This is a genomic window from Halomonas mongoliensis (genome assembly GCF_052496345.1).
The window spans coordinates 1,371,417-1,395,115 of sequence record NZ_CP199288.1; the positions used below are offsets into that span (position 1 = coordinate 1,371,417).

Sequence of the window (23,699 nt, forward strand, 5' to 3'; positions counted from 1 at the left end):
CACCTGCCAGGGCAGGCGCCGCCTCGCGATGGCCGAAGGTGCGGGGTCAGTCGGCGATCTTCAGCACCGGCTTGACGGTGGTGCCGTTCTTCGAGTCCTCGAAGGCCTCGTTGATCTGCTCGGGGGCGTAGAACTTCACCAGCCGGTCGAAGGGGAAGCGGCCCTCCTTGTAGTAGGCCACCAGCTGCGGGATGAAGACCCGCGGCACGGAGTCGCCCTCGATCACGCCGATCATCGACTTGCCCTCGGCCATCAGGTCGTGGTGCACGTCCAGGGTCACCTCGGGGGTGACGCCGACGATGGCCGAGACGCCCAGCGGCTTGAGGGCCTGCAGCGACTGGCGCACCACGACGGGCACCCCGGTGGTCTCCACGGCGAACTGGCTGCCGCCGCCGGTGATTTCGCGCACCCGCTCGACGGTGTCTTCCTGCTGGCCGTTGATCGCATGGGTCGCACCCAGCTCGAGGGCCAGCTCGAGGCGACTGTCGTGGACATCCACCGCGATGATCTGCTGGCAGCCGGCAATGCGCGCCGCCATGATGGCGGAGAGCCCCACCGCCCCGCAGCCATAGACCACCAGGCTCGACCCGAACTCGGGCTTGAGGCGGTTGAGCACGGTGCCGGCACCGGTCTGGATGCCGCAGCCCAGCGGGCCCAGCAGCGCCAGGTCCACCTCGGGGTCCACCTTGACCGCGTTGCGGGCGTTGACCACGGCGTGGGTGGCAAAGGAGGACTGGCCGAAGAAGGTGGCCAGGGAGTCGTCGCCAAGCGCCAGGCGGTGGCTGCCGTCATCCATGGCGCCGCCGAAGTTGAGCTCGTTGAAGGTATCGCAGACGGTGGGGTGACCGGTCAGGCAGTGGCCGCAGCCGCCGCAGTGGGCAAAGGAGAGCACCACGTGGTCGCCCACCTCGAGCCCGCTCACCCCCTCGCCGAGGGCCTCCACCACGCCGGCGCCCTCGTGGCCCAGCACGATGGGAAAGGGCGCGATGCCGAGGTCCCGGGCCACCGCATCGGTGTGGCAGACGCCGGTGGCCACGATGCGCACCCGCACCTCGCCCAGGCCAGGCTCGGCCAGCTCCACCGCCTGCCATTCGAAATCACGCCCCTGCTCCAGGGTCACAGCCGCCTTGATCTGCATGGATCTTCTCCTCAGTTGAACATGGCCCCTGGCCGACCGGTGGCCGGACAGGGGCGATAGAATGGCTCATCCTCGCGGACCCGCAGGGCGAGCCTGCGGGGGCCTACAGGAACTTGGTCAGCTGCAGGCGAAAGGCATCGCCCTCGCTCTCGAGCCCCTTCAGGCCACCGGCTCGGGTGTCGTACTCATGGTAATAGGCCCCCTTGAGCATGATGCCGGCCGCGGGCCAGAAGTAGCCGGCCTCGGCGCCGACGGCATGACGCTCGGCCTTGTCGCTGGTCGGCGCCCCCCTGTCGGCCTCCAGCTGCCAGGCGTCGTAGCCCACCAGGCCAAGCTCCAGGCCGTTGGCCAGGCGGTGACCGATGCCCCACTCCAGCAGCCAGCTGTCGCCCGGCGTGATCCCGGTGTCGTCCTGCTTGCCCTTGATCTCGTAGCGCGACAGGGCCGACAGGCTCCAGGTCCTGTCGGCATCCAGGTGCCAGACGCCGCCCAGGGTCAGCATGGTGGTGCCGTAGCCCTTGCCCACCGAGGCCGGGTTGTCGGCATCGAAGCTGGCGGTATCGAACCAGTGGCCGGCGGCGAAGGTGGCGTCCCAGCGCTCGCCGTGCCACCCCAGGATCACCGGGCCCACAAACAGGTCGCCGACGCCCTTGTCGCTGAAGCGGTCGCCCCCGGCGACATCCAGGTCGAAGCGCAGATCAAGGGTCGGGATGATCGCCTCCACGCCGTAGTCGGCGCCGAGGAACTGCTGCCCGGTCATCCAGATGAAGCGATGGGCCAGGGCGGTCACGGAACCGCTGTTGCGCCCCGGCGCGGCATCGCCGCCGGCGTCATTGAAGCGATCCACGTCGTAGTGCAGCAGGTAGCCGCGGTAGTAGACCCCTTCTGGCGGCGCCGTCGCCGCCCCCAGTCCCTCGATCCCCGGGGGGTAGTGGCCATTCACCGCCAGCGCCGGCGCGGAGGCCAGGCCGGCCAGCAGCGCCGCCAGGGCGGCTCTCTTGTGATACGTCGTCATCTCGGTCTCTATTCTTGTTGTGGCCCGCCCCTGCCACCCTCGGGGCGGCAGGGGCGCTGGCCATCTGGCTCAGAAGGGATAGCCACGCGGCGCGTGCTGCACGCTGATCCAGTGGTCGGTGGTGAACTCCTCGATGGCCCAGTCGCCGTTGAAGCGGCCGAGGCCGGAGTTCTTCTCGCCGCCGAAGGGCACGTGGGCCTCGTCGTTGACCGGCATGTCGTTGACGTGGGTCATGCCCGCCTTGATGCCCTGGGCGAAGCGCAGGCCGCGGGCCAGGTCGCCGCTGAACACGGCGCTGGAGAGGCCGTACTCGGTGCCGTTGGCGAGTTCCAGGGCGTGGGCCTCGTCGCGGGCCTTCTGGATGCCCACCAGCGGACCGAAGATCTCCTCGCGGCTGATCTCCATCTCCGCGGTGACGTCGCCGAACACATGGGGCGGCACCAGCTGGCCCTGGATCTCGCCCTCCAGCAGCACGGTCGCGCCCTCGCGCTTGGCGGTGGCGATCTTCTCCTCCAGCCCCTCGCGCTGCTTGGCGTTGATCACCGGGCCCACCACGGTGGCCATGTCGTCGGGGTCGCCCACCTGGAGTCCCTTGACCTTCTCGACGAAGCGCTCGACGAAGGCGTCATAGCGGCTCTCGTCCACGATGATGCGGTTGACCGCCATGCAGATCTGGCCCTGGTGCAGGAACTTGCCCATGGCCGCGGCATTCACCGCCTGCTCGATATCGGCGTCGTCCAGCACCACGAAGGGGCTATTGCCGCCCAGCTCCAGGGAGACCTTCTTGATATGCTCGCCGCCGCTGGCGATGCGGCCGATGCCGCGGCCCACCTGGGTGGAGCCGGTGAAGGAGATCAGGCGCGGCACGCGGTGCTCGACGAAGGCGTCGCCGATCTCGCTGCCGGCACCCACCACCACGCTGAGCAGCCCCTCGGGCAGGCCGGCCTCCTCGAAGATCTTCGCCAGCAGCAGGCCGCCGGTGACCGGCGTGTCGCTGGCCGGCTTGACCACCACGGCATTGCCCAGGGCCAGCGCCGGGGCGATGGAGCGCTGGGAGAGGTGCAGTGGGAAGTTCCAGGGGCTGATCACGCCGACCACGCCCAGGGGCTTGCGATAGACGCGGTTCTCCTTGCCCGGCACGTTGGAGGCCAGGGTCATGCCGTGGACCCGGCCCGGCATGCTGGCGGCCTCCAGGGTGATCCCGCGGGCCGCACCCCACTCGACGTTGGCCTTGAGTCGGGTGCTGCCCGACTCGCGGATCAGCCAGTCGATGATCTCCTCCTTGCGGGCATCGAAGATCGCCACGACGCGCTGCAGCAGGGCGCTGCGCTGGGCCGGCGGGGTCGCCGCCCAGGCGGCCTGGGCCTTCTCGGCGGCCAGAAAGGCGGCGTCGAGGTCATCCCGGGTGGCCAGCTGGATCTCGAGCAGCTCGCTGCCGTCGTAGGGGTTGGTCACCCGGGCGGTGCGCTCGCCGCTGCCCTTGCGCCACTCGCCGGCGATGGGCTGAAGCTGAAAGTCGCTGTATGCAGTGCTCATCTGATCTCTTCCTTACGGTCGGTTCATCGACGGACGGTTACAGGCGAATGCCGGACTTGCCCGGGGAGAGAATCCCGTTGGGGTCCAGGGCACGCTTCAGGGTGGTGTGTACCTCGCGCAGCGGCTCGCCGAAGGTGCCGGCTACCTGCTCCATGAACTCGTTGTTGGTACGGTAGAGGCCATAGCCTCGCTTGGCGAACTCGTCGATCAGCTCGGCGAAACAGTCGTGGGCGCGCTGGGTCTCCTCCGGGTCCTGGCGGTTGTAGAGCAGGTCGATGACGTGGTGCATATCGCGCCAGCCGACGATGTACTCGGCCACGTAGTCGAAGCCGTACTTGCCGAGGATCTGCTGAGCCAGCTCGGTCTGGTCGCGGGTCTCGCTGCCCTTGGCCTGGGAGACCGGGGCGAACCACATGGAGCCGCCGCCCCCGCGCCAGTTATAGAGGCCGAACTCCTGCAGGTTCATCTCGCCCTTCATCAGCGCCGAGCGGTAGGAGAAGCCGCCGCCGCGCTTCTCGGCCTCCTCGCCGTACATGATCTGGGCCTTGCCGCTCTTGCTGAAGGCCTGCTCGATGATGTTCCAGTTGACCTCGATCTGCTCCGGGGTGCCGTAGAGGGCGGCGTAGATGTTCCACTCGCCGATCCCCTCGTCCTGCTTGATGCGCTCGATGGCCTCCCGCGGGATGGACTCGGTGCCGTCGTAGTACTCCTTGCGCTCCACGTGGGTACCGGCATCCCACAGGGTGTGCACGATCACCACGGCATTGGGGATGATCTGCGCGATGCGCAGCGGGCGCATGATCTCGACGATCTCCTCGATATCCTCCGGGTCCGGATACTGGATCAGGAAGGGGCGATAGGCCGGCGGTTCCGGCATCAGCCAGAGGCCCATCTTGGTCACGACGCCGTAGTTGGACTGGGAGAAGATGCCGTCCAGGTAGGGACCATAGCCCCACTTGAAGACCTGCCAGGAGGTGGAGTTCTCGATGCCGCCCATGCCGGTGCGGATCATCTCGCCGTTGGCCAGCACCACCTCCATGCCACACTGGAACATGAAGTGCTCGCCATAGGGGGTGTAGCCCACGCCGCGGTCCAGGGTGTTGCCCACCGGGCCGGCGATGGCCGAGGGCGCCGGCACCGAGAGCCACAGCTTGTAGCCTTTCTCCTGGATATAGTCGTAGAGCTGCTGATAGGTGACGCCGGGCTCCACCAGCGCCGTGCAGGAGTCCGGGTCCACCTCGAGGATGCGGTTCATGCGGTGCAGGTCGAGGATCACCTGGCCGGTCTCCCCCGGCGCCGCCGAGCCGTAGCCCAGGTTCTTGCCGGTGGAGATGGTCCAGATCGGCACCTTGAACTCGTTGCAGGTGCGCACGATCTCCTGGACCTGCTCGGCGCTGGTCGGCATCACCGCCACCGAGGGGATGTAGTCACGGTCGTCGCCGGCCATCATGATCTTGGTGTAGGGCGCCAGCTGGCTCCCTTCGGTCAGGACACTGTCGGCCCCGATGATCTCGCGAAAGCGGCCGAGGGCGGCATCGAAGTCCGCCTCGCTGACGCCCTTGGGAAGAATGCGCTGTGTCGTGCTCATGGGGTGTTCTCTCGATTGTTGTGTGCGGGGCTCAGACCCGGACCAGGAAGCTCAGCTCGCGACCGCCGGCATCGGCAGGGCGGCGGAACTGGCGCGCCTCGCGACCGGCAGCGCCGGCCAGCGCCAGGCGGGCGTACTCGCGCCCCAGGGCGGACTGCCAGCTGCCGCCGGAGAGCGCCAGCGGCTCGGCAACCGGGCCGCGGTGGCTCAGCAGGTGGTGGCGACCCTCGTCATGGCGCCCCAGGGCCAGGATCTGCCCCCGGCCGGCCAGCAGGCTGGTCAGCAGCACCAGCCCCGCCTCGTCGGTAAAGCCGGCCGCCAGCGTTCCCGCCGGCAGCGCATTGAGCGCCAGGGGATCAAGGCGCCCCTCGTAGCGGGGCTCCCAGCCCTGCTGGCGCAGCCCCAGACCCAGCTCGGTGGTGGAGCGGTCCACGCCATAGAGGGAGATAGCGCCATGGACGGGCGACCCGCTCGGGGTCGCCTGGCCGGCCCAGGCGGCGGCCATGGTCAGCGGCGCCGCCGAGCCCAGCAGCAGACCGTTCCGGAGCAGCTGTCGACGTGTCAGTTTCATGGCATCACTCCTCACCGCCGTCGTCCTCGGCCAGCTCACCCCGGGCCAGGGCCGCACTCAGTGCCTTCAGCTCGGCGTCGCTGATCTTGGCCGGACGGAAGGAGGGCATGGCGGCGCGCCCATGGCGTACCGTCGTCTCGATATAGGCCCGCCAGCTCTCATGAGCCGCCTCGGGAAAGGCCATGGTGATCTCGGGGCCGACCGCCTTGTCCGGGGCATGGCAGTGCGCGCAGACCTGCCGATAGACCTCGGCGGGCTCGCGGGCGGCCGCCTCGTCGGCAGCGGCCTGGGTCGGCAGCACCAGGATCCCGCTCAGCATCAGGGTTCCCAACCCGAGTGATGAAAAGCGCCGCTTGGGCAGCGTTGTTGTGTTCTGCATATCCATCTCACTCGCTTCGTCGTCAAGGGCATTACGCCTGTCGATCGGGCCGACGCCACCCTTAGACTTTCGTATAAATCAAGAGGTTAGCGTCAAGCTCCGCCCCAATTACCTCTCAAGAACCGTGCCGGATTCGAAAAAATGCGCGACATCAACGACCTGCGGAGGCTTTTCCCCGCCTCTCGTGCGGTATGCGGACATCTGTTCGACATTTTCGCTTAACCATTTGGTAACCCCGTGAGCAAATCAGCACCCCGTCCGCAGCGCCTCTCCCAACCCGCGGCGCACCGGGAGGCGGGCCGGGATGCTATCCTGTGCCGGCTTACTTCCCGGTGTTCAGCGAGATCGCCATGCCTGCCACGCCCAATGACTATCCCAGTGCCCGCGACCTGATGGATGCCCTGCGCTTCCTGCCGGAAGAGGGGCAGATCTGGCTGGGAGAGCAGCGCATGCTGCTGATGTCGCTGCAGGCCTCGGCCTTCTTCCGCAACGAGCTGGTGACCACCCTGGGCATCGAGCGCGCCCGGGGCGTGTTTATCCGCCTGGGCTACTACTCGGGGCTGCAGGATGCCGAGCTGGGCGAGGCCCTGCGGGGCAAGCAGCTCGGGCTGCGCGACAGCTTTCTGGCCGGCCCCCAGCTGCATGCCCTGCAGGGGCACGTGCAGGCGATCCCGGTCAGCGTCGATATCGACCCCGAGCGCAACCGCTTCTACAGCGAGTTCATCTGGAAGGGCTCCTTCGAGGTGGAGGTGTGGCGCTCCCGGGGCGTACAGGAGGATCCGGTCTGCTGGACCCTGCTGGGCTACGCCTCCGGCTATGCGACCCAGCTGCTGGAGCGCGAGGTGCAGTATCGTGAGGTGGAGTGCATGGGCTGCGGAGACGCCCAGTGCCGCATCGTGGGCAGGTTTGCCGAGGAGTGGCCGGACCATGAGGCCTTCTCCGCCCTGCTGCGCGAAGCGCCGCTGATCGACGAGCTCTATGACCTCCAGGCCCGGGTGGCCACCCTGGAAGGGGACCTCGCCCGGCGCTCCCGGGACGAGGACTGGAGCCCCATCGGCTCGGCCCCGGCCTTTCGCGAGATGCTCGCCATGCTCGACAGCGCCGCGGCCGCCGAGGTGCCGGTGCTGCTGCTGGGCGAGACCGGCACCGGCAAGGAGATCCTGGCCCGGCGGCTTCACGAACAGAGCCAGCGGGCCGGCGGCCCCTTTATCGCCGTCAACTGTGCCGCCATTCCGCCGGAGCTGATCGAGTCGGAGCTGTTCGGCGTGGAGAAGGGCGCCTACACCGGCGCCACCCAGTCCCGCCTGGGGCGCTTCGAACGCGCCCACGGGGGCACCCTCTTCCTTGACGAGCTTTCCGAGCTCTCGCCCCGCGCCCAGGCGGCCCTGCTGCGCGCCCTGCAGGAGCAGCAGATCGAGCGCGTCGGCGGCCAGGCGGTCAGGGAGGTGGACGTGCGGGTGGTGGCGGCCACCCACACCGATCTTCACCAGCGCGTCGAGGAGGGCCGCTTTCGCCGCGACCTCTTCTTTCGCCTCAACGCCTTCACCCTCACCGTGCCGCCCCTGCGTGAGAGGCACGAGGATATTCACGCCCTGGCCGAGCACTTCCTCGCGCGCTGCGAGCACCACTACCAGCGCCGCACCCTCGGCTTCTCCGACCAGGCGCGCTCGGCCCTGACCCAGTACGCCTGGCCCGGCAACGTTCGCGAGCTCAAGAACACCATCGAGCGCGGCGTGATCCTGACCACGGATCACAAGCACATCACCGAGCGGGCACTGTTCGGCGACTACCAGGTGCCGACGCTCAAGCGGGAGAAGAGTCAGGGGCTGGATGAGCGGGGTCGGCTGACCGCTCCTCGGGAGTCCGATGCCGTCGGCTCGGCGCAGCAGCAGATCCAGGCGCTGTTCGAGGCCGGCCTGACGCTGGAGGATATCGAGAGGGAGATGCTGATTGCGTCCCAGGCGGCGAACGAGGGCAATATCGCCGCCGCCGCCCGCCGCCTGGGGATGACCCGCCCCGCCTACGCCTATCGGCTCAAGAAGTACGGGCTGCGCTGAGGGCGGGCGCGCGCTCGGCGCCCGCCCTCAGGCCTGACTCAGGACGCGACCGGGCTGGCCCAGGCCGCCCGGGTGCTGTGCACGGCGCTCTTGTGGGTGATCTGCCAGCGGCCGTCGAGCTTGAGCAGCGCCAGCACGTCCACCCAGGAGTCCGCCGGGGTCTCGGTGTTGTCGAAGCCCAGCAGCACGCTGGCCACCTCGCCGGCCTGGGTCACCGAGATGAAGCGGCTCTTTACCGGACGATGGCTCGCCGCCCAGCGCTCGAAGCGATCGCTGATCAGGTCCTTGCTGAAGCCGCCCTCGGCGTCCACCGCCAGAATCCAGGCGTCCTCGTGGAAGGCCTGCTGGAGCTTGTCCAGACGGCCCTGAAAGCCCTCCACATAGCACTGCACCACGCGGACGATCTCGTCATGATCGGGCGTGCGTTCGTCGACTGTCGTGTTCATGCACTTCTCCTTCTGGTATCGCCACAACATGAACGCCGCCTGTCGAGAGACGGCAGGCGGCATGTCACCCGAGCGGATGGCTCAGGCGGGCTGGCCGAGGCCGAGGATCTCGCGGGCCTGCTGCCAGCTGGCCACCGGGCGCTCGTACTTCTCGCACAGCGCCACGGCGCGCTCTACCAGAGCGGCGTTGGAGGGGGCCAAGGTGTCGCGGTCGAGGCGCACGTTGTCCTCGAGGCCGGTGCGGGTATGACCGCCGGCGGCGATGGACCACTCGTTGAGCTGGAGCTGGTTGGAACCGACGCCGGCGCCGCACCACTGGGCATCCGGCGCCAGGCGCTTGAGGGTCTCGATATAGAAGTCGAAGGTCGGCCTGTCGGCCGGCATGGCGTTCTTCACGCCCATCACGAACTGCACGTAGAGCGGCGCCTTGAGCTTGCCCTGCTTCGACAGGTTCACCGCCTGGTGGATATGCGACAGGTCGAAGGCCTCGATCTCGGGCTTGACGTCGTACTTGAGCATCTCCTCGGCCAGCCAGTCCACCAGCTGAGGGGAGTTCTCATAGACGCGGTTGGGGAAGTTGTTGGAGCCCACCGAGAGGCTCGCCATATCGGGCCTGAGCGGCAGCATGCCGCCGCGCTCCTCGCCGGCCCCGGAGCGGCCGCCGGTGGAGAGCTGGATGATCATGCCCGGGCAGTGCTTCTTCAGGCCTTCCACCAGGCGCGCGAACTTCTCCGGGTCTGAGCTGGGGGTCTGGTCATCGTTGCGCACGTGGCAGTGGGCGATGGTGGCGCCGGCCTCGAAGGCCGCCTGGGTGCTCTCGACCTGCTCCTCCACGGTGATGGGAACGGCCGGGTTGTTCTCCTTGCGCGGCAGGCTGCCGGTAATGGCGACACAGATGATGCAGGGGTTGGACATCGTGACCTCTCTCTGGGCGCCGCGGGGGCGCCCTGGCTCGTTATCATTGGGGGAGTGCCCCCTACGGCTGTGGTTCGGCATCAAACGCCGAACGCCGCCCCGAAGGGCGGCGCAGCTGACAGGAGCCCTGGAGGCCAGGGCGTCCGTCAGAAATCGAAGAAGACCGTCTCGCCTTCGCCCTGCAGGCGAATATCGAGGCGATAGCGCACCTTGCCGTCGACCTCCTCGCGGCGGGCGATCAGGGTCTGGCGGCGGGTCGGCGACTCGATGCGGGTCAGCACCGGGCAGGCCGCGTTGGCCTCGGCCTCGTCCTCGAAGTAGAGGCGCGTCTGCAGGTGGATATTGACCCCGCGGGCGAAGATCGACAGGTTGATGTGCGGCGCCTGGGGCTGGCCGCTGGCGTGGGCCACCGGGCCCGGCTTGATGGTCTTGAGCGACCATTCGCTGCCGTGGTCGAAGGTGGTGGCGGTGCGACCGAAGCTGTTGAACGGCTTCTTCAGGTCGAACTCGCGCTGGTACTCGCCCTTGGCATCGGCCTGCCAGGCCTCAATAAAGGCGTCGCGCACCAGGTCGCCGTTGCCGTCGATGACGGTGCCGACGACCTCGATCTGCTCGCCCTCTGCCCCTTCACGGGCCATCTCGTTCCAGATCTCCTCGTCCCGGGTCGGGTTGCCGGCGGCGGCCAGGGCCAGGCCGATATGCACGTAGGGCCCGGCGGTCTGGGAGGCGGTCTCGCGCAGCATCAGTTCGCTGCTGGGTCGGGAATTCGGCTGGTTCATTGTCTGGTTACCCCATCCTGTCACTGGTTCTCGAACCGATTACTGGTTTTCGAAATAGGTCTGCAGCTCGCCGCGTACCACCAGGTCGAAGCGATAGGCCAGGCAGTCCATGGGATTGCTGCGGGCCATGTCCAGGCGACCGATCATGGTCTCGACGGCGTCGCGATCCTTGATGGTATTGACGATGGGGCACAGCGGAATCAGCGGATCGCCCTCGAAGTACATCTGGGTGATCAGGCGGGTGGAGATCGACGGGCCCATCACCGAGACGTGGATGTGGGACGGACGCCAGCTGTTCATATCGTTGGGCCAGGGGTAGGGGCCCGGCTTGATGGTGCGGAAGCGGTACCAGCCCTGGTCATCGGTCAGGCAGCGGCCTACGCCACCGAAGTTGGGATCCAGGGGCGCCAGGTAGCGATCGTTCTTGTGGCGATAGCGGCCACCGGCGTTGGCCTGCCACATCTCCACCAGGGTGTGGGGCACCGGCTTGCCGAACTGGTCGACCACGCGGCCGAACATGATGATGCGCTCGCCCTGGGGAAGGCCCTGGCCCTGGCTGAAGTTGAGCAGCAGGTCGTTGTCATGGGGCCCCATGCGCAGATGCCGGAAATCGGGGCCGGAGAGCTCCGACACGGTGGGCTTCTGCATGCTGACCAGGGCCTGCTGCGGGGAGCGGGCCACGGAGGTCTTGTAGCCGGGCGCATAGGCCGGCGGATGCCAGTTGCGGTCGCGCTCGACGAAGCGCTTGTTGTCTTGCGGCATGACGATCGTCTCCGGGGTGGATGTTATTGACCTGGGGCAGTGTCGCTGCCTAAGGGCCGCTTGCCTATTGACGTCTCGCCCCGCCCCCATAACCCAGGGGTTATGGCGAGGGCGCGCCGCGTCCCAGCCGGGACGCCACCTCGCGGAGGCGCTCGCAGAAGGCCTCCAGGGCCAGCGAGGGCCGCAGCGTGGCATTGGTGCAGAGCCCCACCGAGCCGCCCTGCTGCTCCAGCGGCAGGGCCAGCTCGCAGAGCTCTCCCGCCGCCAGGCTCTCGACCACGGCCTCCTCGGGCGCTACCCAGATCGCCTCGCTGCCCAGGGTGTAGCCCCGGCTCAGCGGCAGCGACAGCGTCTCCAGGCGCCGTGCCGGCAGGGCCAGGGAGTGGCGCACACAGAAGCTGTCCACCTGCTGGCGCAGGGTGGTCCGGGGCGGCGGCAGCACCCAGGGGTAGGCACTCAGCGCCTCCGGAGGCAGCGGGCTCATGCCGGCCAGGGGGTGGCCGGCACGCACCACCAGCAGCAGCCGCTCGTAGTAGAGATGCTCGAAGGCCAGGTCCTGGATCTCGCGCGCCTCGGTCATGCGCCCCACCACCAGGTCCAGCTCGCCCCGCCTCAGCCGCGAGAGCAGGAAGGCGCTGGGGCCTGTCACCACGCTGACGCCAACGTCGGCATGGGGGGTCCCCTCGGCGTGCCAGCCCCGCAGCGCGTCGGGGAGCAGGCGGCTCTCCACGGTGGAGAGCGCCCCCACCCGCAGCTGGCGAACGCCATCGGTATCGCCGATGGCCTGGACGCCCTCCTCCAGGGCCCGCAGCGCCGGCCCGGCATGGCGCAGCAGCGTCAGCCCGGCCTGGTTCAGGGCCACCCCCTTGGGCGTGCGATCGAAGAGGCTGGTCCCCAGCGTCTCCTCGAGCTCGCGGATGGTCTTGGAGATCCCCGGCTGAGTAATCGCCAGGCGCTCCGCGGCACGGGCAAAGCTGCGCTGTCGCGCCACCTCGAGAAAGGCCTGCAGGTGACGCAGCTTGATCCGGGCATTGAGCATGTCCACCTCCTGCCGGTGCCCGCAAGGGGCACCGAAGCCGCCCCGCCGAGCGCGGGGCGGACCGTCACTTAGCGGGCAGCCTCTCCCCAACCCAGCTCCTTGGCCAGGGCGAAGGCGTGGTTGGCCGCCGGCACGCCGGCGTAGATGGCCACGTGCATCAGCACCTGGCGAAGCTCCGCCTCGGTCAGGCCGATGCGTTTCGCCGTCTTGAGGTGGAGCGTGAGCTCCTCGCGGCCCAGGGCGGCCAGGATGCCGGTGGTGATCATGCTGCGCTCGCGACGGGTCAGATCCTCGTTGCTCCACAGCTCGCCCCAGGCCAGGCGGGTGATCATCTGCTGGAAGGGGGCGTCCAGGCTGGTGGCGTTCTCGGTGGAGCGCGCCACGTGGGCCTCGCCCAGCACCTGCTTGCGGGTCTCAAGGCCGGTGGCGTAGTCGACGCCCTGGTTGCCGACATCGCCCAGGTCCACCGCCATCACCGCCAGCAGCGTCTCGGCGAAGCGGCCGGGCACCTCCACGGAGGGCACGTGGCCCACGCCCTCGAGGATCTCCAGGGGGGCGCCGTCGAGCTCGGCGGCCAGGGCCTCGAGAGTCGCCGGCGGGGTAGCCAGGTCCTCGCTGCCGCCCAGCAGCTGCACCTTCACCGGCTTGCCGCTGAGCTTGCCGGTAAAGGCGTGGCTGCCCAGCATCTCGCAGAGCCTGGCGTAGGAGTCATCGTCACCGCGGCCCATCTGGGTGCACCAGCCCGCCTTGAGAGCCGGCTCGGCCTCGAAGCAGGCCGGGGCGAACCAGCGCGGCACGATCTCTTCGGCCATCGCCGCCAGGCCCTCCTCGCGGATGCAGCCGGCGCGGGTGCTCCACAGCTCGGCAGTGCCGATCACCGCCCCGGTGTTGGTCAGGGTGGCGGAGAGCAGGCGCTCGGCGTGCTCGGCAATCAGCTGCTGGCCCACCACGCCGCCGATGGAGGTGCCGGCGAAATGGAAGCGCTCGGCGCCGGCGTGATCGGCCAGGGCCAGGGCCTCCGCGGCCAGGTCGGACGGGGCGATGGGCGCCTCGCCCCAGGCCTGGCTGGCGCCGTGGCCGGGCAGGTCCCAGGTCAGCACCCGGTAGCGCGGCAGCAGCGCCGGCAGGACGTCGTCCCATACCGCCTGGCTCATCCCCAGGGGGTGCGCCAGCACCACCAGGGGGTTGGCCTCGGCGCCGAGCAGACGATAGGCGACGCTGCGCCCCTTGATGTTCAGAAATGCCATGGAAACTCTCCTGTTAAACCCGCTCGATCAGGGTCGCAATGCCCTGCCCCACGCCCACGCACATGGTGCACAGGGCGTAGCGCTTGCCGCTCTTCTGCAGCTCATGAGCCGCGGTCAGCAGCAGGCGGGCGCCGGACATGCCCAGCGGGTGGCCCAGCGCGATGGCGCCGCCGTTGGGGTTGACCCGCGGGTCGTCGTCGGCGATCCCCAGCTCGCGCATGCAGGCGAGCGCCTGGGCGGCGAAGGCCTCGTTGAGCTCGATCACCTCGATCTCGTCCAGCGACACGCCGGTACGCTTGAGCAGCTTCTGCACCGCGGGCACCGGGCCGATGCCCATGATACGCGGCTCGACGCCGGCGGTGGCCATGCCGAGGATCTTCGCCATGGGGACGAGACCGTGCTGCTCCACCGCGGCGGCGCTTGCCACCAGCATGGCGGCGGCGCCGTCATTGACCCCGGAGGCGTTGCCGGCGGTGACGCTGCCGCCCTCGCGGAAGGGCGTCGGCAGGCCGGCAAGCTTCTCGAGGGTGGTCGCGCGCAGGTGCTCGTCCTGGTCGAAGATCAGCGGCTCCTGCTTGCGCCGCGGGATCTCGATGGCGGTGATCTCCAGCGCGAAGCGGCCGGCTTCTTGTGCGGCGGCGGCCTTCTGCTGGGAGCGCAGGGCGAAGGCGTCCTGGTCCTCCCGGGAGATCTTGAACTGCTCGGCCACGTTCTCGGCGGTCTCCGGCATCGAGTCGACGCCGTAAGCCTTCTTCATCAGCGGGTTGATGAAACGCCAGCCGATGGTGGTGTCCTCGATCTGCTGGCCCCGGGAGAAGGCGCTGTCGGCCTTGCCCAGCACATAGGGGGCCCGGGACATGGACTCCACGCCGCCAGCCAGCGCCAGGTCCATCTCGCCGGCCTTGATGGCGCGGAAGGCGGTGCCCACCGCGTCCATGCCGGAGCCGCACAGGCGGTTCAGGGTGGTGCCAGGCACCGAGGTCGGCAGGCCGGCCAGCAGCGCGGACATGCGCGCCACGCTGCGGTTGTCCTCGCCGGCCTGGTTGGCACAGCCCATGAACACATCCTCGATGGCGGCCGGGTCGAGATCCGGCGCATCATTGAGCACCGCCTTGAAGATGGCGGCCGCCAGGTCGTCGGGGCGCACGCTGGCCAGCGTGCCGCCGAAGCGGCCCACGGCGCTGCGCCGCGGATGGCAGAGGAATACGTCGGTCATTGCCTTATCTCCTGAAAGTCGCTGCGATCGCGGCGTCACTCGCCGGCGTGGGCACGGGCGGTGCGGTCCTTGAGATCCCTCAGGATCTCGAGCTCCTGCCCGCTGGGCTCGGGGGTGGTCTCAAGCCGCTCGGCGAAGCGGATCTCCCAGCCGGTGGCCTCGATCACGTCCTCGCGGGTCACGCCCGGATGCAGCGACACCACGACGAGCTCCTTGGTCTCGGGGTCCGGCTTCATCACGCAGAGGTCGGTGATGACGCGGGTCGGACCCTTGCCGATATTAGGCACGCCGTCGCGCCCCTTGCCGTCTCGGCCGAAGCCCAGGGTGGTGACGAAGTCGACCCGGTCGACGAAGGCGCGCTTGGAGTGCTTCAGGGTGATGAAGACCTCACCCGCATTCGTCGCGATCTCGGGAGCCCCGCCACCGCCCGGCAGGCGCACCTTGGGCTCGCGGTAGTCGCCGATCAGGGTGGTATTGAGGTTGCAGTAGCGGTCGATCTGGGCGGTGCCCAGAAAGCCCACGTCGATCTTTCCGCCCTGCAGCCAGTAGCGGAACATCTCCGGCACCGCCACGGTGGTGAGCGCCGTCTCGGCCAGCTCGCCATCGCCGATGGAGAGCGGCAGCACGTCGGGCTTGGTCTGCAGGGTGCCGGATTCGTAGATCAGCACCACGTCGGGGGCGTGGGTCAGGCGCGCCAGGTTGGCCGCCTCGGAGGGCAGGCCGATGCCGACGAAGCAGGTGGTGCCGTTCTCCAGGGCGCGGGCCGCGGTGACGGTCATCATTTCCGAGGAAGTGTATTCGAGGCTCATCAGGCGTTCCCCCCTGCGTTCATGACGTTCTCTTCGATCCAGGCCGTGAAGGTGTCGCGATCCCGCGCGATGGCATCCCACTCCTTGTAGAAGGCGTTGTTGCGCGGGTAGTAGCCGTGGGCATAGGAGGGCAGCGAGCCCTTCTCGGCCACGGCGATGGCGCTGATGGCCCAGCCCGGGATGATGCAGGCGTTGGGGTGGTAGTCCGGTTCGCTGCGCAGGTCCTCGACGATCTCCTCGACGGTGACGATGCTCTGCTTGGCCGCCAGCACCGCCTCCTTCTGCACGCCGACGATGCCTTCCACCAGCACATTGCCGGCGCGGTCGGCCTTCTGGGCGTGGACGATGGAGACGTCCGGGCGCACCGAGGGCACGGCGGCCAGGCGCTCGCCGGTGAAGGGGCACTCGATGAACTTGATCTGGTCGTTGACGCTAGGCAGCTCGCTGCCCACATAGCCGCGCAGCACCGCCAGGGGCAGGCCCGCCGCGCCGGCCTCGAAGGCGCAGGCCATGGCGGCATGGCTGTGCTCGAGGATCTCGACCCTGTGGGGCCAGCCCTTCTCCACGGCGTCGCGCAGGCGGTGCAGCGAGCCCACGCCGGGGTTGCCGCCCCAGGAGAAGATGACCTTCTTCGCGCAGCCGGCGCCGATCAGCTGGTCATAGACCAGGTCGGGGGTCATGCGGATCAGGGTCAGGTCGCGCTTCTTCTGGCGAATCACCTCGTGACCCGCGGCGAAGGGAATCAGATGGGTGAAGCCCTCCATGGCCACGGTGGCGCCATCTTCAACGTAGCGCGCAACCGCGTCATGCAGGCTAAGGAACTCGGCCATGGGATCTCCTCCTGGCGGTGACTCTCGCAAAGTTCGAATAGCGAACTTTGTTTTGTGATGCGAACAAACTACTCCCGCCGTCGGCCAGCGTCAACTTTCCGGCGCCCGGAAACGCCGAGGGGAAGGCCAGGCCTTCCCCTCGTGGGCATCACAACACTTTGCTTAACAATTGGTTATATCGCCATCAGCCAGTCAGCGGCGCGCGCCACCTGGGCCCGACCGCTACCAAGGTATAATGACGGATCCGTGACGCGGGCCAGGGCGTCGTCCGTCAGGTTGCCCTGCACCTCGGCATGGGCCGCGAGGGCCTCCGCATAGGGCACCCCTTGAAGGCGAGCCGTCTCGGCCGCCTCGGCGCTGATGCGCTTGGCGGCGTCCGGCCCCAGGGTCGGCGCCAGCAGCTTCGCTACCGGCTCGGCCATGATGCCGCCGCCGGTCACCGCCAGGTTCCGCTTCATCGCCTCGGGGTTCACCTCCAGCCCCTCCAGCAGCACCGCGGCCTGCTCCAGGGCCCCCTCCAGCAGCAGGGCGCTGTCGATCAGCGGCGCCCACTCGGCGTGCCACTCCCCAAGCCCCCGCTCCAGGGGCTGGGCAGCGGCGTTGAGCAGTACCGTGGTGTGGCCGTGCACCTGGCGGGCCGCGCCGCGGATCAGCGCGCAGCGCACCGGGTTGCGCTTGTGGGGCATGGAGGAGGACTCGCCCATGCCGGGAGCCGAAGGCTCGGCGACCTCGCCCACCTCGGTCTGGGTCAGCAGCGCCACATCCAGGGCCAGCTTCTCGGCGGCACCGGCCGCCGCGTCCAGGGCCGTGCCCAGGGCGTGAATCGGCTGGCGGTCGGTATGCCAGGGCAGCACAGGCGCCGCCAGGCCAAGCCGCTGGGCGATGGCGTCCATGAAGTCGAGCCCACGGTTGTCCCCGCCCGGCTCTTCTAGACCCGAGTGCACGCCCACGGCACCGCCGAACTGCACCGGCAGCTCGACCCCGGCCAGGCGACGGCGCGCCTGCTCAAGGCCGATGGCCCAGTGGGCCACCTTGACCCCGAAGGTGATCGGCAGCGCCTGCTGCATCAGGGTGCGCCCCACCATGACCGTCTCGCCATGGGCCCGCATCAGGGGCAGCGCGGCGGCGCGACAGCGCTGCAGCAGGGCATCCAGGGCCGCCAGGCGCGGCCTGAGCAACAGCATCAGGGCCGAGTCCACCACGTCCTGGCTGGTGGCCCCCTGATGGAAGTAGCGCTTGAGCTCGGCGGGCAGGGCCGCCCTGGCCTGCTTGACGAAGGGAATCGCCGCGTTGCCGCCGCTGGCGATCCCCGCGGCGATGGCCTCCAGGTCGAACGCATGGGCCTCAAGCAGGCGACGCATCTGCCCGCTGGCGCCCTCCGGCAGCGCGCCACGGGCCTCCTGGACGTCGGCCAGGGCCAGCTCGAAGGCCAGCATGGCGGCGACCATGGCCTGACCGTTGCACTCGGCCAGGGCCGATGCGCTCATGAAGGGGTGCTGCAGCAGGAGGGCAGGCATGATGATCTCTCCAGGGGCTGAAACCAGGGGCTGAAAGGGCCTGACGGACCGACTAAAGCCCAAGCCCGTACAAGTGTTCGCAATTCGAACACTATGCTAGATTGATGCGTGGATTCGAGCAACACGACCAAGGACATGTAAGGATGGCAAGCGCAGAGCAGGATGAGGTACTGAGCCCCGAGGATCGCGACTTCGTGACCGCCCTGGCGAGCGGCCTGGAGGTGATACTGGCCTTCGACGAGGAGCACCCGCGCATGACCCTCAGCGAGGTGGCGGCGCGCACCGGCATGAACCGCGCCCGGGCCAGGCGCTTCCTGCTGACCCTGCACGCCCTGGGCTATGTGCGCAAGGAGCAGCGCGTCTTCGAGCTGGCGCCCAAGGTGCTGAAGCTCGGCTACTCCTTCCTGTCGGCCAACAACTACCGCAGCGTGATCCAGCAGGTGCTGGAGGATATCACCGCCGCCTGCGGCGAGTCCTCGTCGCTGGGCGTGCTGGACGGCGAGGAGGTCACCTATGTGGCCCGCTCCTCCTCTCGTCACCGCCTGATGGCGATCACCCTCTCGGTGGGTACGCGCCTGCCGGCCGCCTACACCTCCATGGGCCGCGTGCTGCTGGCCCAGCTGCCCGACAGGGAGCTCGACGCCTGGCTCGAGCGTGCCGTGCTGGAGCGGTATACCGAAAAGTCCATCACCGACAAGGCCGAGCTTCGCAGGTGCATCATGGCGGTGCGCCAGCAGGGCTACGCCATCGCCGACCAGGAGCTCGACTCCGGGCTGCGCTCCATCGCCGTGCCGGCCTTCGACGCCAACGGCAAGCTGCTGGGCGCCCTCAACATCAGCACCAACGCCGCCCGCATCGACCATGACACCCTGCTTGAGGAGTATCTCCCGCTGCTGCAGGCCAAGGCGCGACTGATCCGCTCCCTCGTCAGCTGAGCGCCCACCGCACCAAGGAAGGAAGGCCCCCATGCTCGAGATACTGGCCATCACCCTGCCGATCTTCCTGCTGATCGGCACCGGCTTCGTCGCCGCCCGCAGCGGCCTGATCAGCCGCGACAACATGCAGGGCGTCGCCACCTTCGTGATGTACCTGGCGCTGCCCTCGCTGATCATCCGCGCCCTGAGCGACTATCCCCTGGCCGAGGTGCTCAACGTCGGCTACCTGGTGGCCTACGGCCTGGGGTCGGCGCTGGTCTTTATCATCGGCATCGCCCTCTCCCGCGCCCGGGGACAGCGCCTGGACGCCAGCGCCATCGAGGCGCTGGGCATGTCGGCCGCCAACAGCGGCTTCATCGGCTATCCGGTGGCCCTGATGGCCATCGGCCCCCCGGCGGCGATCTTCATGGCCCTGAATATGGTGATCGAGACGCTGCTGATCATTCCCGCCGCCCTGATCCTCGCCGAGGCCAGCCGCCAGAACGGCGGCAACCTGGGCCAGGTGGCGCGCCAGACCTTCGCCAGGCTCTCCCGCAACCCGGTGCTGATCGGACTGCTCATCGGTCTTTCGCTGGCGCTGAGCGGCCTGCGTCTGCCGGGCCCGCTTCAGCAGGTCATCGAGATGCTGGCGGATGCGGCGGGGCCCGCGGCGCTGTTCACCATCGGCGCCATGCTGCACGGCATTCGGGTCCAGGGCATGGCGGCCAGCATGGGCCAGGTGGTGCTCGGCAAGCTGGTCCTTCACCCCCTGGCCGTGCTGCTGTTCCTGCTCCTGCTGTCCGACCCCAGCCCGCTGATGATCGCCGGCGGCCTGCTGTTTGCCAGCGCCCCCATGATCAGCCTCTATCCGCTCTTCGGGCAGACCTACGGCCAGGGCGAGACCAGCGCGGCGGCCCTTATGGTGGGCACCCTCTGCGCCTTCGTGACCCTGAGCCTGATGCTCTGGGCGCTGACCCTCTTCGGCCTGCTGCCGGCCTGACCTTGCCGGCCCGCCCTCAGCGCTCCGCGACCATCACCGCGTCCAGGGCGGCACGGTAGCCCTGGCTGCCGAGCCCCGCGATCACGCCGTCGGCACGCAGCGAGACATAGGAGCGGTGGCGGAAGCTCTCGCGCTGGTGAACGTTGGAGAGGTGCACCTCGATCACGCGCCCCTCGAAAGCGTTCAAGGCGTCGAGGATCGCCACCGAGGTGTGGGTATAGGCGGCGGGGTTGATGATGATGGCGGCGGTGCCATCCAGGCGCGCCCCCTGGATCCAGTCGATCAGCTCTCCCTCGTGATTGCTCTGCCGGCAGGTGATCTCCCAGCCCGCCAGGGCGGCCTGTTCGAAGAGGCCGTGGTTGATGTCCTCCAGGGTCTCATGGCCGTAGATCTCCGGCTGGCGGGTACCCAGCAGGTTGAGGTTGGGGCCGTGCAGTACCAGTATCTTCTTCATCGGGAATCCATGCTCCATCAGTCCTTGTCGATACCGCTCTCGTCGGGCTCCAGCAGCCGCTGCCAGGCCTCGATCACCACCCGGCGGTGGTCCTGGAAGGCGTCGCTGCGCCCCCGGGCGGGCTCCCGGGTCAGGGAGGCGCGGTGGGCGGCGCTGCGCAGGGCCAGGTAGGCCTCGCGAAGGCGCTGGCACTCCCGCGCCGGAAGCCGCTCGGTGGCCTCCAGGGTCTCGAGGAGGCGCATGTTGTCGCTCCAGCGCAGCAGCTCAGGGGTCTCGTGGCCCATGGCCAGCACCGCATACTGGCAGAGGAACTCGATATCCACCATGCCACCGGGGTCGTGCTTGAGGTCGAACTCTCCCTCTCCGCTCCTGCCACCCAGGTGGTCGCGCATCTTGTGGCGCATCTTGACCACCTCCTCGCGCAGCGCCTCGGCGTCGCGTTCACGGCCGAGGATCTCGGCACGCACCGCATCGAAGGCCTCACCCAGCCGCTCATGGCCGGCCACCACCCGAGCCCGCACCAGGGCCTGATGCTCCCAGGTCCAGGCGTCGCGGCGCTGGTAGTCGCCGAAGGCGGCAAGCGACGTGACCAGCAGCCCCGAGTTCCCCGAGGGGCGCAGGCGCATGTCCACCTCATAGAGGGTCCCCGCCGGCGTCACCGCGGTAAGCAAGTGGATGATGCGCTGCCCAAGGCGAGTGTAGAAGACGGCGTTGTCCAGGGGGCGAGCGCCGTCGGTGCTGCCCTGGGTGGCGCCGTCGTGGATGAACACCAGGTCCAGGTCCGAGCCGTAGCCCAGCTCGATGCCGCCCAGCTTGCCGTAGCCGACGATCAGGAAGGCGGGCTCGGCTCCTGCACGGCTGCCGTCGGCCAGCTCCGGGACGCCGTGCTTGCGGGTCAGGTGCTTCCAGGCCATGGCCAGCACCGCCTCGAGGATCACCTCGGCGATATAGGTCAGGTAGTCGCTCACCTTCATCAGGTGCCGGGTGCCGGCGATGTCCGAGGCCGCCACGTGCAGGATCTGGGCGTGCTTGAAGACCCGCAGCGCCTCGAGCTGGGCCTCCTCGTCCTCCTCGGGAATCCGCGCCAGGGCCTGGCGCAGCTCATCGGCCAGGCGCGCCTTGTCGGCGGGGGTGTAGAGAGTCTCGGGAGTCAGCAGCTCGTCGAGCAGGATGGGGTAGCGGGCCAGCTGCTCGGCGATCCAGGGACTCGCCGCGCAGAGGGTCATCAGGTGGCTCAGCGCCTCGGGGTTCTCGCGCAGCAGCGCCAGGTAGGCGGTGCGCCGCAGCACCGCCTCGATCAGCGGCAGCACCCGCTCCAGGGCCGTGTCGGGCGCCTCGCTCTGGGCCACGGCATCGAGCAGCAGCGGCATCAGCGCCTCGAGGCGCTCGAAGCCGATGCGCTGCATGCCCTGCACCGCACGGGAGTGGTAGAGAGAGGCGATCCGCCGTGCCGCGGTGGCGCTCTCCTCGAAGCCGGCGTCGTCCAGCAGCTGCGCGCCCTCCTCCTCCTCGAGCTCACCGCGCCACAGGGCCCGCCACTGCTCCAGGGAGATCCCCCCAGCGGCGCTCTCCTCGCTCTCCTGGACCTCCTCCTCGGGGTCGGCGATCACCGCGTCGAAATGCTGGCGAACCCGGGCCCGTACCTCGTCGAGGCGCGCCATCAAGGCCGGCCAGTCCTCCATGTCCAGGGCCAGGGCGACCCGCTCACGATCCAGGTCGTCCACGGGCAGGCTCTGGGTCTGGCGATCCTCCAGCGCCTGCAGGGCGTGTTCGAGGTCGCGCAGGAAGACGTAGTCGGGGGTGAGCTCCTCCACCACCTCAGCGGGCAGCAGCCCCAGCGCCGGCAGCCGCTCCAGGGCGCTCTTCAGGGAGGTGACCTGGAGCTCGGTATCCCGCCCGCCGCGAATCAGCTGGAAGGCCTGGACCACGAACTCCACCTCGCGGATACCGCCGGGGCCGAGCTTGATGTTGCCCTCCATGCCCTTGCGGCGCACCTCGCGATTGATCATCCCCTTGAGCTCGCGCAGCGACTCGATGGCGCCGAAATCCAGGTAGCGGCGGTAGACGAAGGGGCGCAGCCCGGCCAGCAGCTCGTCCCCGGCGTCCAGGTCGCCGGCCACCGGGCGCGCCTTGAGCATGGCATAGCGCTCCCACTCACGCCCCTGGTCCTGGTAGTAGCTGGAGAGGGAGTTGAAGCTGCCCACCAGGGGCCCGCCGTCGCCCAGGGGGCGCAGGCGCATGTCGACCCGAAAGGCGAAGCCGTCGGCGGTCACCGCATCCAGGGCGCCGATCAGCCGCTGCCCAAGCTTGGTAAAGTACTCCTGATGCGCCAGGGCCTTGCGGCCCCCCTCCGTCTCGCCTCCCTCGGGGAAGGCGAAGATCAGGTCGATATCGGAGGAGAGGTTGAGCTCGCCGGCCCCGAGCTTGCCCATGCCCAGCACCACCAGGCGCTGCTCGCTGCCGTCGCGACGCGGTGCCGGCCGCCCCCAGCGCGGCGCGAGAAACCCCTCGAGCCAGCCGAGCGCTCCCTCCAGGCACACCTCGGCCAGGTGCGATACCGCCGCCGCGGTCGACCACATGTCGCTACCCTCGGGGCGGGTCAGGTCGCGCCAGACGATGCCGGTCATCCGCGCCCGGCGGAAGCGGCGGATGGCGGCCTGCATGGCGGCCTCGTCCTCGGCCGCCTCCAGGCGCTCCTCGAGCCAGCTGCCCAGCGCCTCGGCCGAGGGAGCCTCATCCAGCTCGCCGCTGGCATCCAGATGCAGCAGCCACTCGGGGTAGCGCACCAGGGTCTCGGCCACGAACTCGGAGATCGCCAGCACCCGGGCCAGCTGCTCACGGCGCCCTGGCGAGAGTCCCAGCCAATCCTCGAGGGGGGATTCCCGGCCCGTCATGCCGGCCAGATTATCGGCCCGGGCCAGCGCCTCGGCCAGGCGCTCGTGGGTACGTCCCAGGGGCGCCTTGAGGGGCTCGGGAATATCGATCAGCGGCAGGAAGTCATCGGGCAAAGGCATCGGCGTCTCGCATCCGTGTGGCGAATGCCCCCAGCATAGCGAAGCCCGGCCGCCAGGGGCACCCACTGCAATGGCTCGCTCAGCCGAACAGCTTCTGGCCGGCCAGCAGCAGCCAGGTCAGCCCGGCCAGAAAGAGCGCCACCATGACGGCGGCGGAGCCCAGATCCTTGGCGCGTCCGGAAAGTTCATGGTGCTCGGGGCCGATGCGGTCCACCACGCTCTCGATGGCGCTATTGACCAGCTCCACCACCAGCACCAGCAGGCAGCTGCCCACCAGCAGGATCCACTCCACCGGGCCCTGGCCGAGCCACCAGGCCAGGGGCAGCAGCAGCACGCAGAGGGCCAGCTCCTGGCGAAAGGCCGACTCGTGGCGCCAGGCGGCCTTGAGACCCTTGAGGGAGTAGCGGGTAGAGTGCACCAGGTGGCGCCAGCCGGTATGTCCGGGTTTCATCGCAGGGTTTCCTTGAATGCCA

General features: G+C 68.9%; 22 protein-coding genes. 3 read left to right on the forward strand and 19 right to left on the reverse strand.

All coding sequences use genetic code 11. The annotated features are described in order from the left end of the window. Nucleotides 1–46 precede the first annotated feature (46 nt). From ACRYRV_RS06370 to ACRYRV_RS06395, 6 genes are all read right to left on the reverse strand, one after another. Nucleotides 47–1,138, reverse strand: a complete 1,092-nt coding sequence (locus tag ACRYRV_RS06370; protein WP_444985615.1) for an NAD(P)-dependent alcohol dehydrogenase — start codon at nucleotides 1,136–1,138, stop codon at nucleotides 47–49. Between the two features lie 103 nt (nucleotides 1,139–1,241). Further along, nucleotides 1,242–2,153 carry a SphA family protein gene (locus tag ACRYRV_RS06375; protein WP_309637604.1) on the reverse strand — a complete coding sequence of 304 codons (912 nt, stop codon included), beginning with the start codon at nucleotides 2,151–2,153 and terminating at the stop codon, nucleotides 1,242–1,244. Nucleotides 2,154–2,222: 69 nt separating this feature from the next. Then, entirely contained in the window at nucleotides 2,223–3,689 is a 1,467-nt protein-coding gene (locus tag ACRYRV_RS06380) for an aldehyde dehydrogenase family protein (RefSeq protein WP_444985614.1), read from the reverse strand. 37 nt (nucleotides 3,690–3,726) lie between these two features. Then, nucleotides 3,727–5,277, reverse strand: a complete 1,551-nt coding sequence (locus ACRYRV_RS06385) for an FAD-binding oxidoreductase (RefSeq protein ID WP_444985613.1) — start codon at nucleotides 5,275–5,277, stop codon at nucleotides 3,727–3,729. 31 nt (nucleotides 5,278–5,308) lie between these two features. Further along, entirely contained in the window at nucleotides 5,309–5,848 is a 540-nt protein-coding gene (locus ACRYRV_RS06390; protein ID WP_444985612.1) for a hypothetical protein, read from the reverse strand. A 4-nt stretch (nucleotides 5,849–5,852) separates the two neighbouring features. After that, nucleotides 5,853–6,167, reverse strand: coding sequence for a c-type cytochrome (locus tag ACRYRV_RS06395; RefSeq protein WP_444985611.1), 315 nt, complete (start codon nucleotides 6,165–6,167; stop codon nucleotides 5,853–5,855). Between the two features lie 410 nt (nucleotides 6,168–6,577). On the opposite strand from ACRYRV_RS06395, the gene ACRYRV_RS06400 reads away from it, so the two are divergent. After that, on the forward strand, nucleotides 6,578–8,284 hold the full coding sequence (locus ACRYRV_RS06400; protein ID WP_444989313.1) for a sigma 54-interacting transcriptional regulator: 1,707 nt from the start codon (nucleotides 6,578–6,580) through the stop codon (nucleotides 8,282–8,284). A gap of 38 nt (nucleotides 8,285–8,322) precedes the next feature. On the opposite strand, the gene ACRYRV_RS06405 is transcribed toward ACRYRV_RS06400, so the two are convergent. The 10 genes from ACRYRV_RS06405 to ACRYRV_RS06450 form a co-directional block, all read right to left on the reverse strand. Beyond that, complete coding sequence (locus ACRYRV_RS06405; RefSeq protein WP_444985609.1) at nucleotides 8,323–8,730, reverse strand: nuclear transport factor 2 family protein; 408 nt, start codon at nucleotides 8,728–8,730, stop codon at nucleotides 8,323–8,325. A gap of 81 nt (nucleotides 8,731–8,811) precedes the next feature. Beyond that, the gene (locus tag ACRYRV_RS06410; RefSeq protein WP_444985608.1) at nucleotides 8,812–9,645 is read right to left on the reverse strand and encodes a 3-keto-5-aminohexanoate cleavage protein; all 834 of its coding nucleotides are present in this window, start codon (nucleotides 9,643–9,645) and stop codon (nucleotides 8,812–8,814) included. A 146-nt stretch (nucleotides 9,646–9,791) separates the two neighbouring features. After that, complete coding sequence (gene pcaG, locus ACRYRV_RS06415) at nucleotides 9,792–10,424, reverse strand: protocatechuate 3,4-dioxygenase subunit alpha (RefSeq protein WP_253448496.1); 633 nt, start codon at nucleotides 10,422–10,424, stop codon at nucleotides 9,792–9,794. 39 nt (nucleotides 10,425–10,463) lie between these two features. Continuing rightward, complete coding sequence (gene pcaH / locus ACRYRV_RS06420; RefSeq protein ID WP_253448494.1) at nucleotides 10,464–11,186, reverse strand: protocatechuate 3,4-dioxygenase subunit beta; 723 nt, start codon at nucleotides 11,184–11,186, stop codon at nucleotides 10,464–10,466. A 100-nt stretch (nucleotides 11,187–11,286) separates the two neighbouring features. Next, nucleotides 11,287–12,225, reverse strand: a complete 939-nt coding sequence (gene pcaQ / locus ACRYRV_RS06425; RefSeq protein ID WP_444985607.1) for a pca operon transcription factor PcaQ — start codon at nucleotides 12,223–12,225, stop codon at nucleotides 11,287–11,289. Between the two features lie 68 nt (nucleotides 12,226–12,293). Further along, entirely contained in the window at nucleotides 12,294–13,472 is a 1,179-nt protein-coding gene (gene pcaDC, locus ACRYRV_RS06430) for a bifunctional 3-oxoadipate enol-lactonase/4-carboxymuconolactone decarboxylase PcaDC (RefSeq protein ID WP_444985606.1), read from the reverse strand. Between the two features lie 13 nt (nucleotides 13,473–13,485). Continuing rightward, the gene (gene pcaF, locus ACRYRV_RS06435) at nucleotides 13,486–14,688 is read right to left on the reverse strand and encodes a 3-oxoadipyl-CoA thiolase (RefSeq protein ID WP_444985605.1); all 1,203 of its coding nucleotides are present in this window, start codon (nucleotides 14,686–14,688) and stop codon (nucleotides 13,486–13,488) included. Between the two features lie 35 nt (nucleotides 14,689–14,723). After that, nucleotides 14,724–15,497 carry a CoA-transferase subunit beta gene (locus tag ACRYRV_RS06440; protein ID WP_253448483.1) on the reverse strand — a complete coding sequence of 258 codons (774 nt, stop codon included), beginning with the start codon at nucleotides 15,495–15,497 and terminating at the stop codon, nucleotides 14,724–14,726. Then, on the reverse strand, nucleotides 15,497–16,327 hold the full coding sequence (locus tag ACRYRV_RS06445; protein ID WP_309637616.1) for a CoA transferase subunit A: 831 nt from the start codon (nucleotides 16,325–16,327) through the stop codon (nucleotides 15,497–15,499). The genes ACRYRV_RS06440 and ACRYRV_RS06445 overlap by 1 nt, the downstream gene beginning before the upstream one ends. A gap of 173 nt (nucleotides 16,328–16,500) precedes the next feature. Beyond that, on the reverse strand, nucleotides 16,501–17,844 hold the full coding sequence (locus tag ACRYRV_RS06450) for a class-II fumarase/aspartase family protein (RefSeq protein ID WP_444985604.1): 1,344 nt from the start codon (nucleotides 17,842–17,844) through the stop codon (nucleotides 16,501–16,503). A gap of 143 nt (nucleotides 17,845–17,987) precedes the next feature. On the opposite strand from ACRYRV_RS06450, the gene ACRYRV_RS06455 reads away from it, so the two are divergent. After that, nucleotides 17,988–18,779: an IclR family transcriptional regulator domain-containing protein gene (locus tag ACRYRV_RS06455; protein WP_444985603.1), complete on the forward strand. Its 792-nt coding sequence runs from the start codon at nucleotides 17,988–17,990 to the stop codon at nucleotides 18,777–18,779. A gap of 31 nt (nucleotides 18,780–18,810) precedes the next feature. Beyond that, nucleotides 18,811–19,758, forward strand: a complete 948-nt coding sequence (locus tag ACRYRV_RS06460) for an AEC family transporter (protein ID WP_444985602.1) — start codon at nucleotides 18,811–18,813, stop codon at nucleotides 19,756–19,758. A gap of 16 nt (nucleotides 19,759–19,774) precedes the next feature. Here ACRYRV_RS06460 and aroQ read toward each other — a convergent pair whose 3' ends face one another. The 3 genes from aroQ to ACRYRV_RS06475 all read right to left on the reverse strand — a co-directional run bounded on the left by aroQ (nucleotide 19,775) and on the right by ACRYRV_RS06475 (nucleotide 23,677). Next, a complete protein-coding gene (aroQ, locus tag ACRYRV_RS06465; RefSeq protein WP_444985601.1) occupies nucleotides 19,775–20,212 on the reverse strand; it encodes a type II 3-dehydroquinate dehydratase in 438 nt (145 codons plus the stop codon). A 17-nt stretch (nucleotides 20,213–20,229) separates the two neighbouring features. Beyond that, a complete protein-coding gene (glnE, locus tag ACRYRV_RS06470) occupies nucleotides 20,230–23,226 on the reverse strand; it encodes a bifunctional [glutamate--ammonia ligase]-adenylyl-L-tyrosine phosphorylase/[glutamate--ammonia-ligase] adenylyltransferase (protein ID WP_444985600.1) in 2,997 nt (998 codons plus the stop codon). A gap of 79 nt (nucleotides 23,227–23,305) precedes the next feature. Further along, entirely contained in the window at nucleotides 23,306–23,677 is a 372-nt protein-coding gene (locus ACRYRV_RS06475) for a diacylglycerol kinase (RefSeq protein ID WP_380957353.1), read from the reverse strand. Between the last annotated feature and the right edge of the window lie 22 nt (nucleotides 23,678–23,699).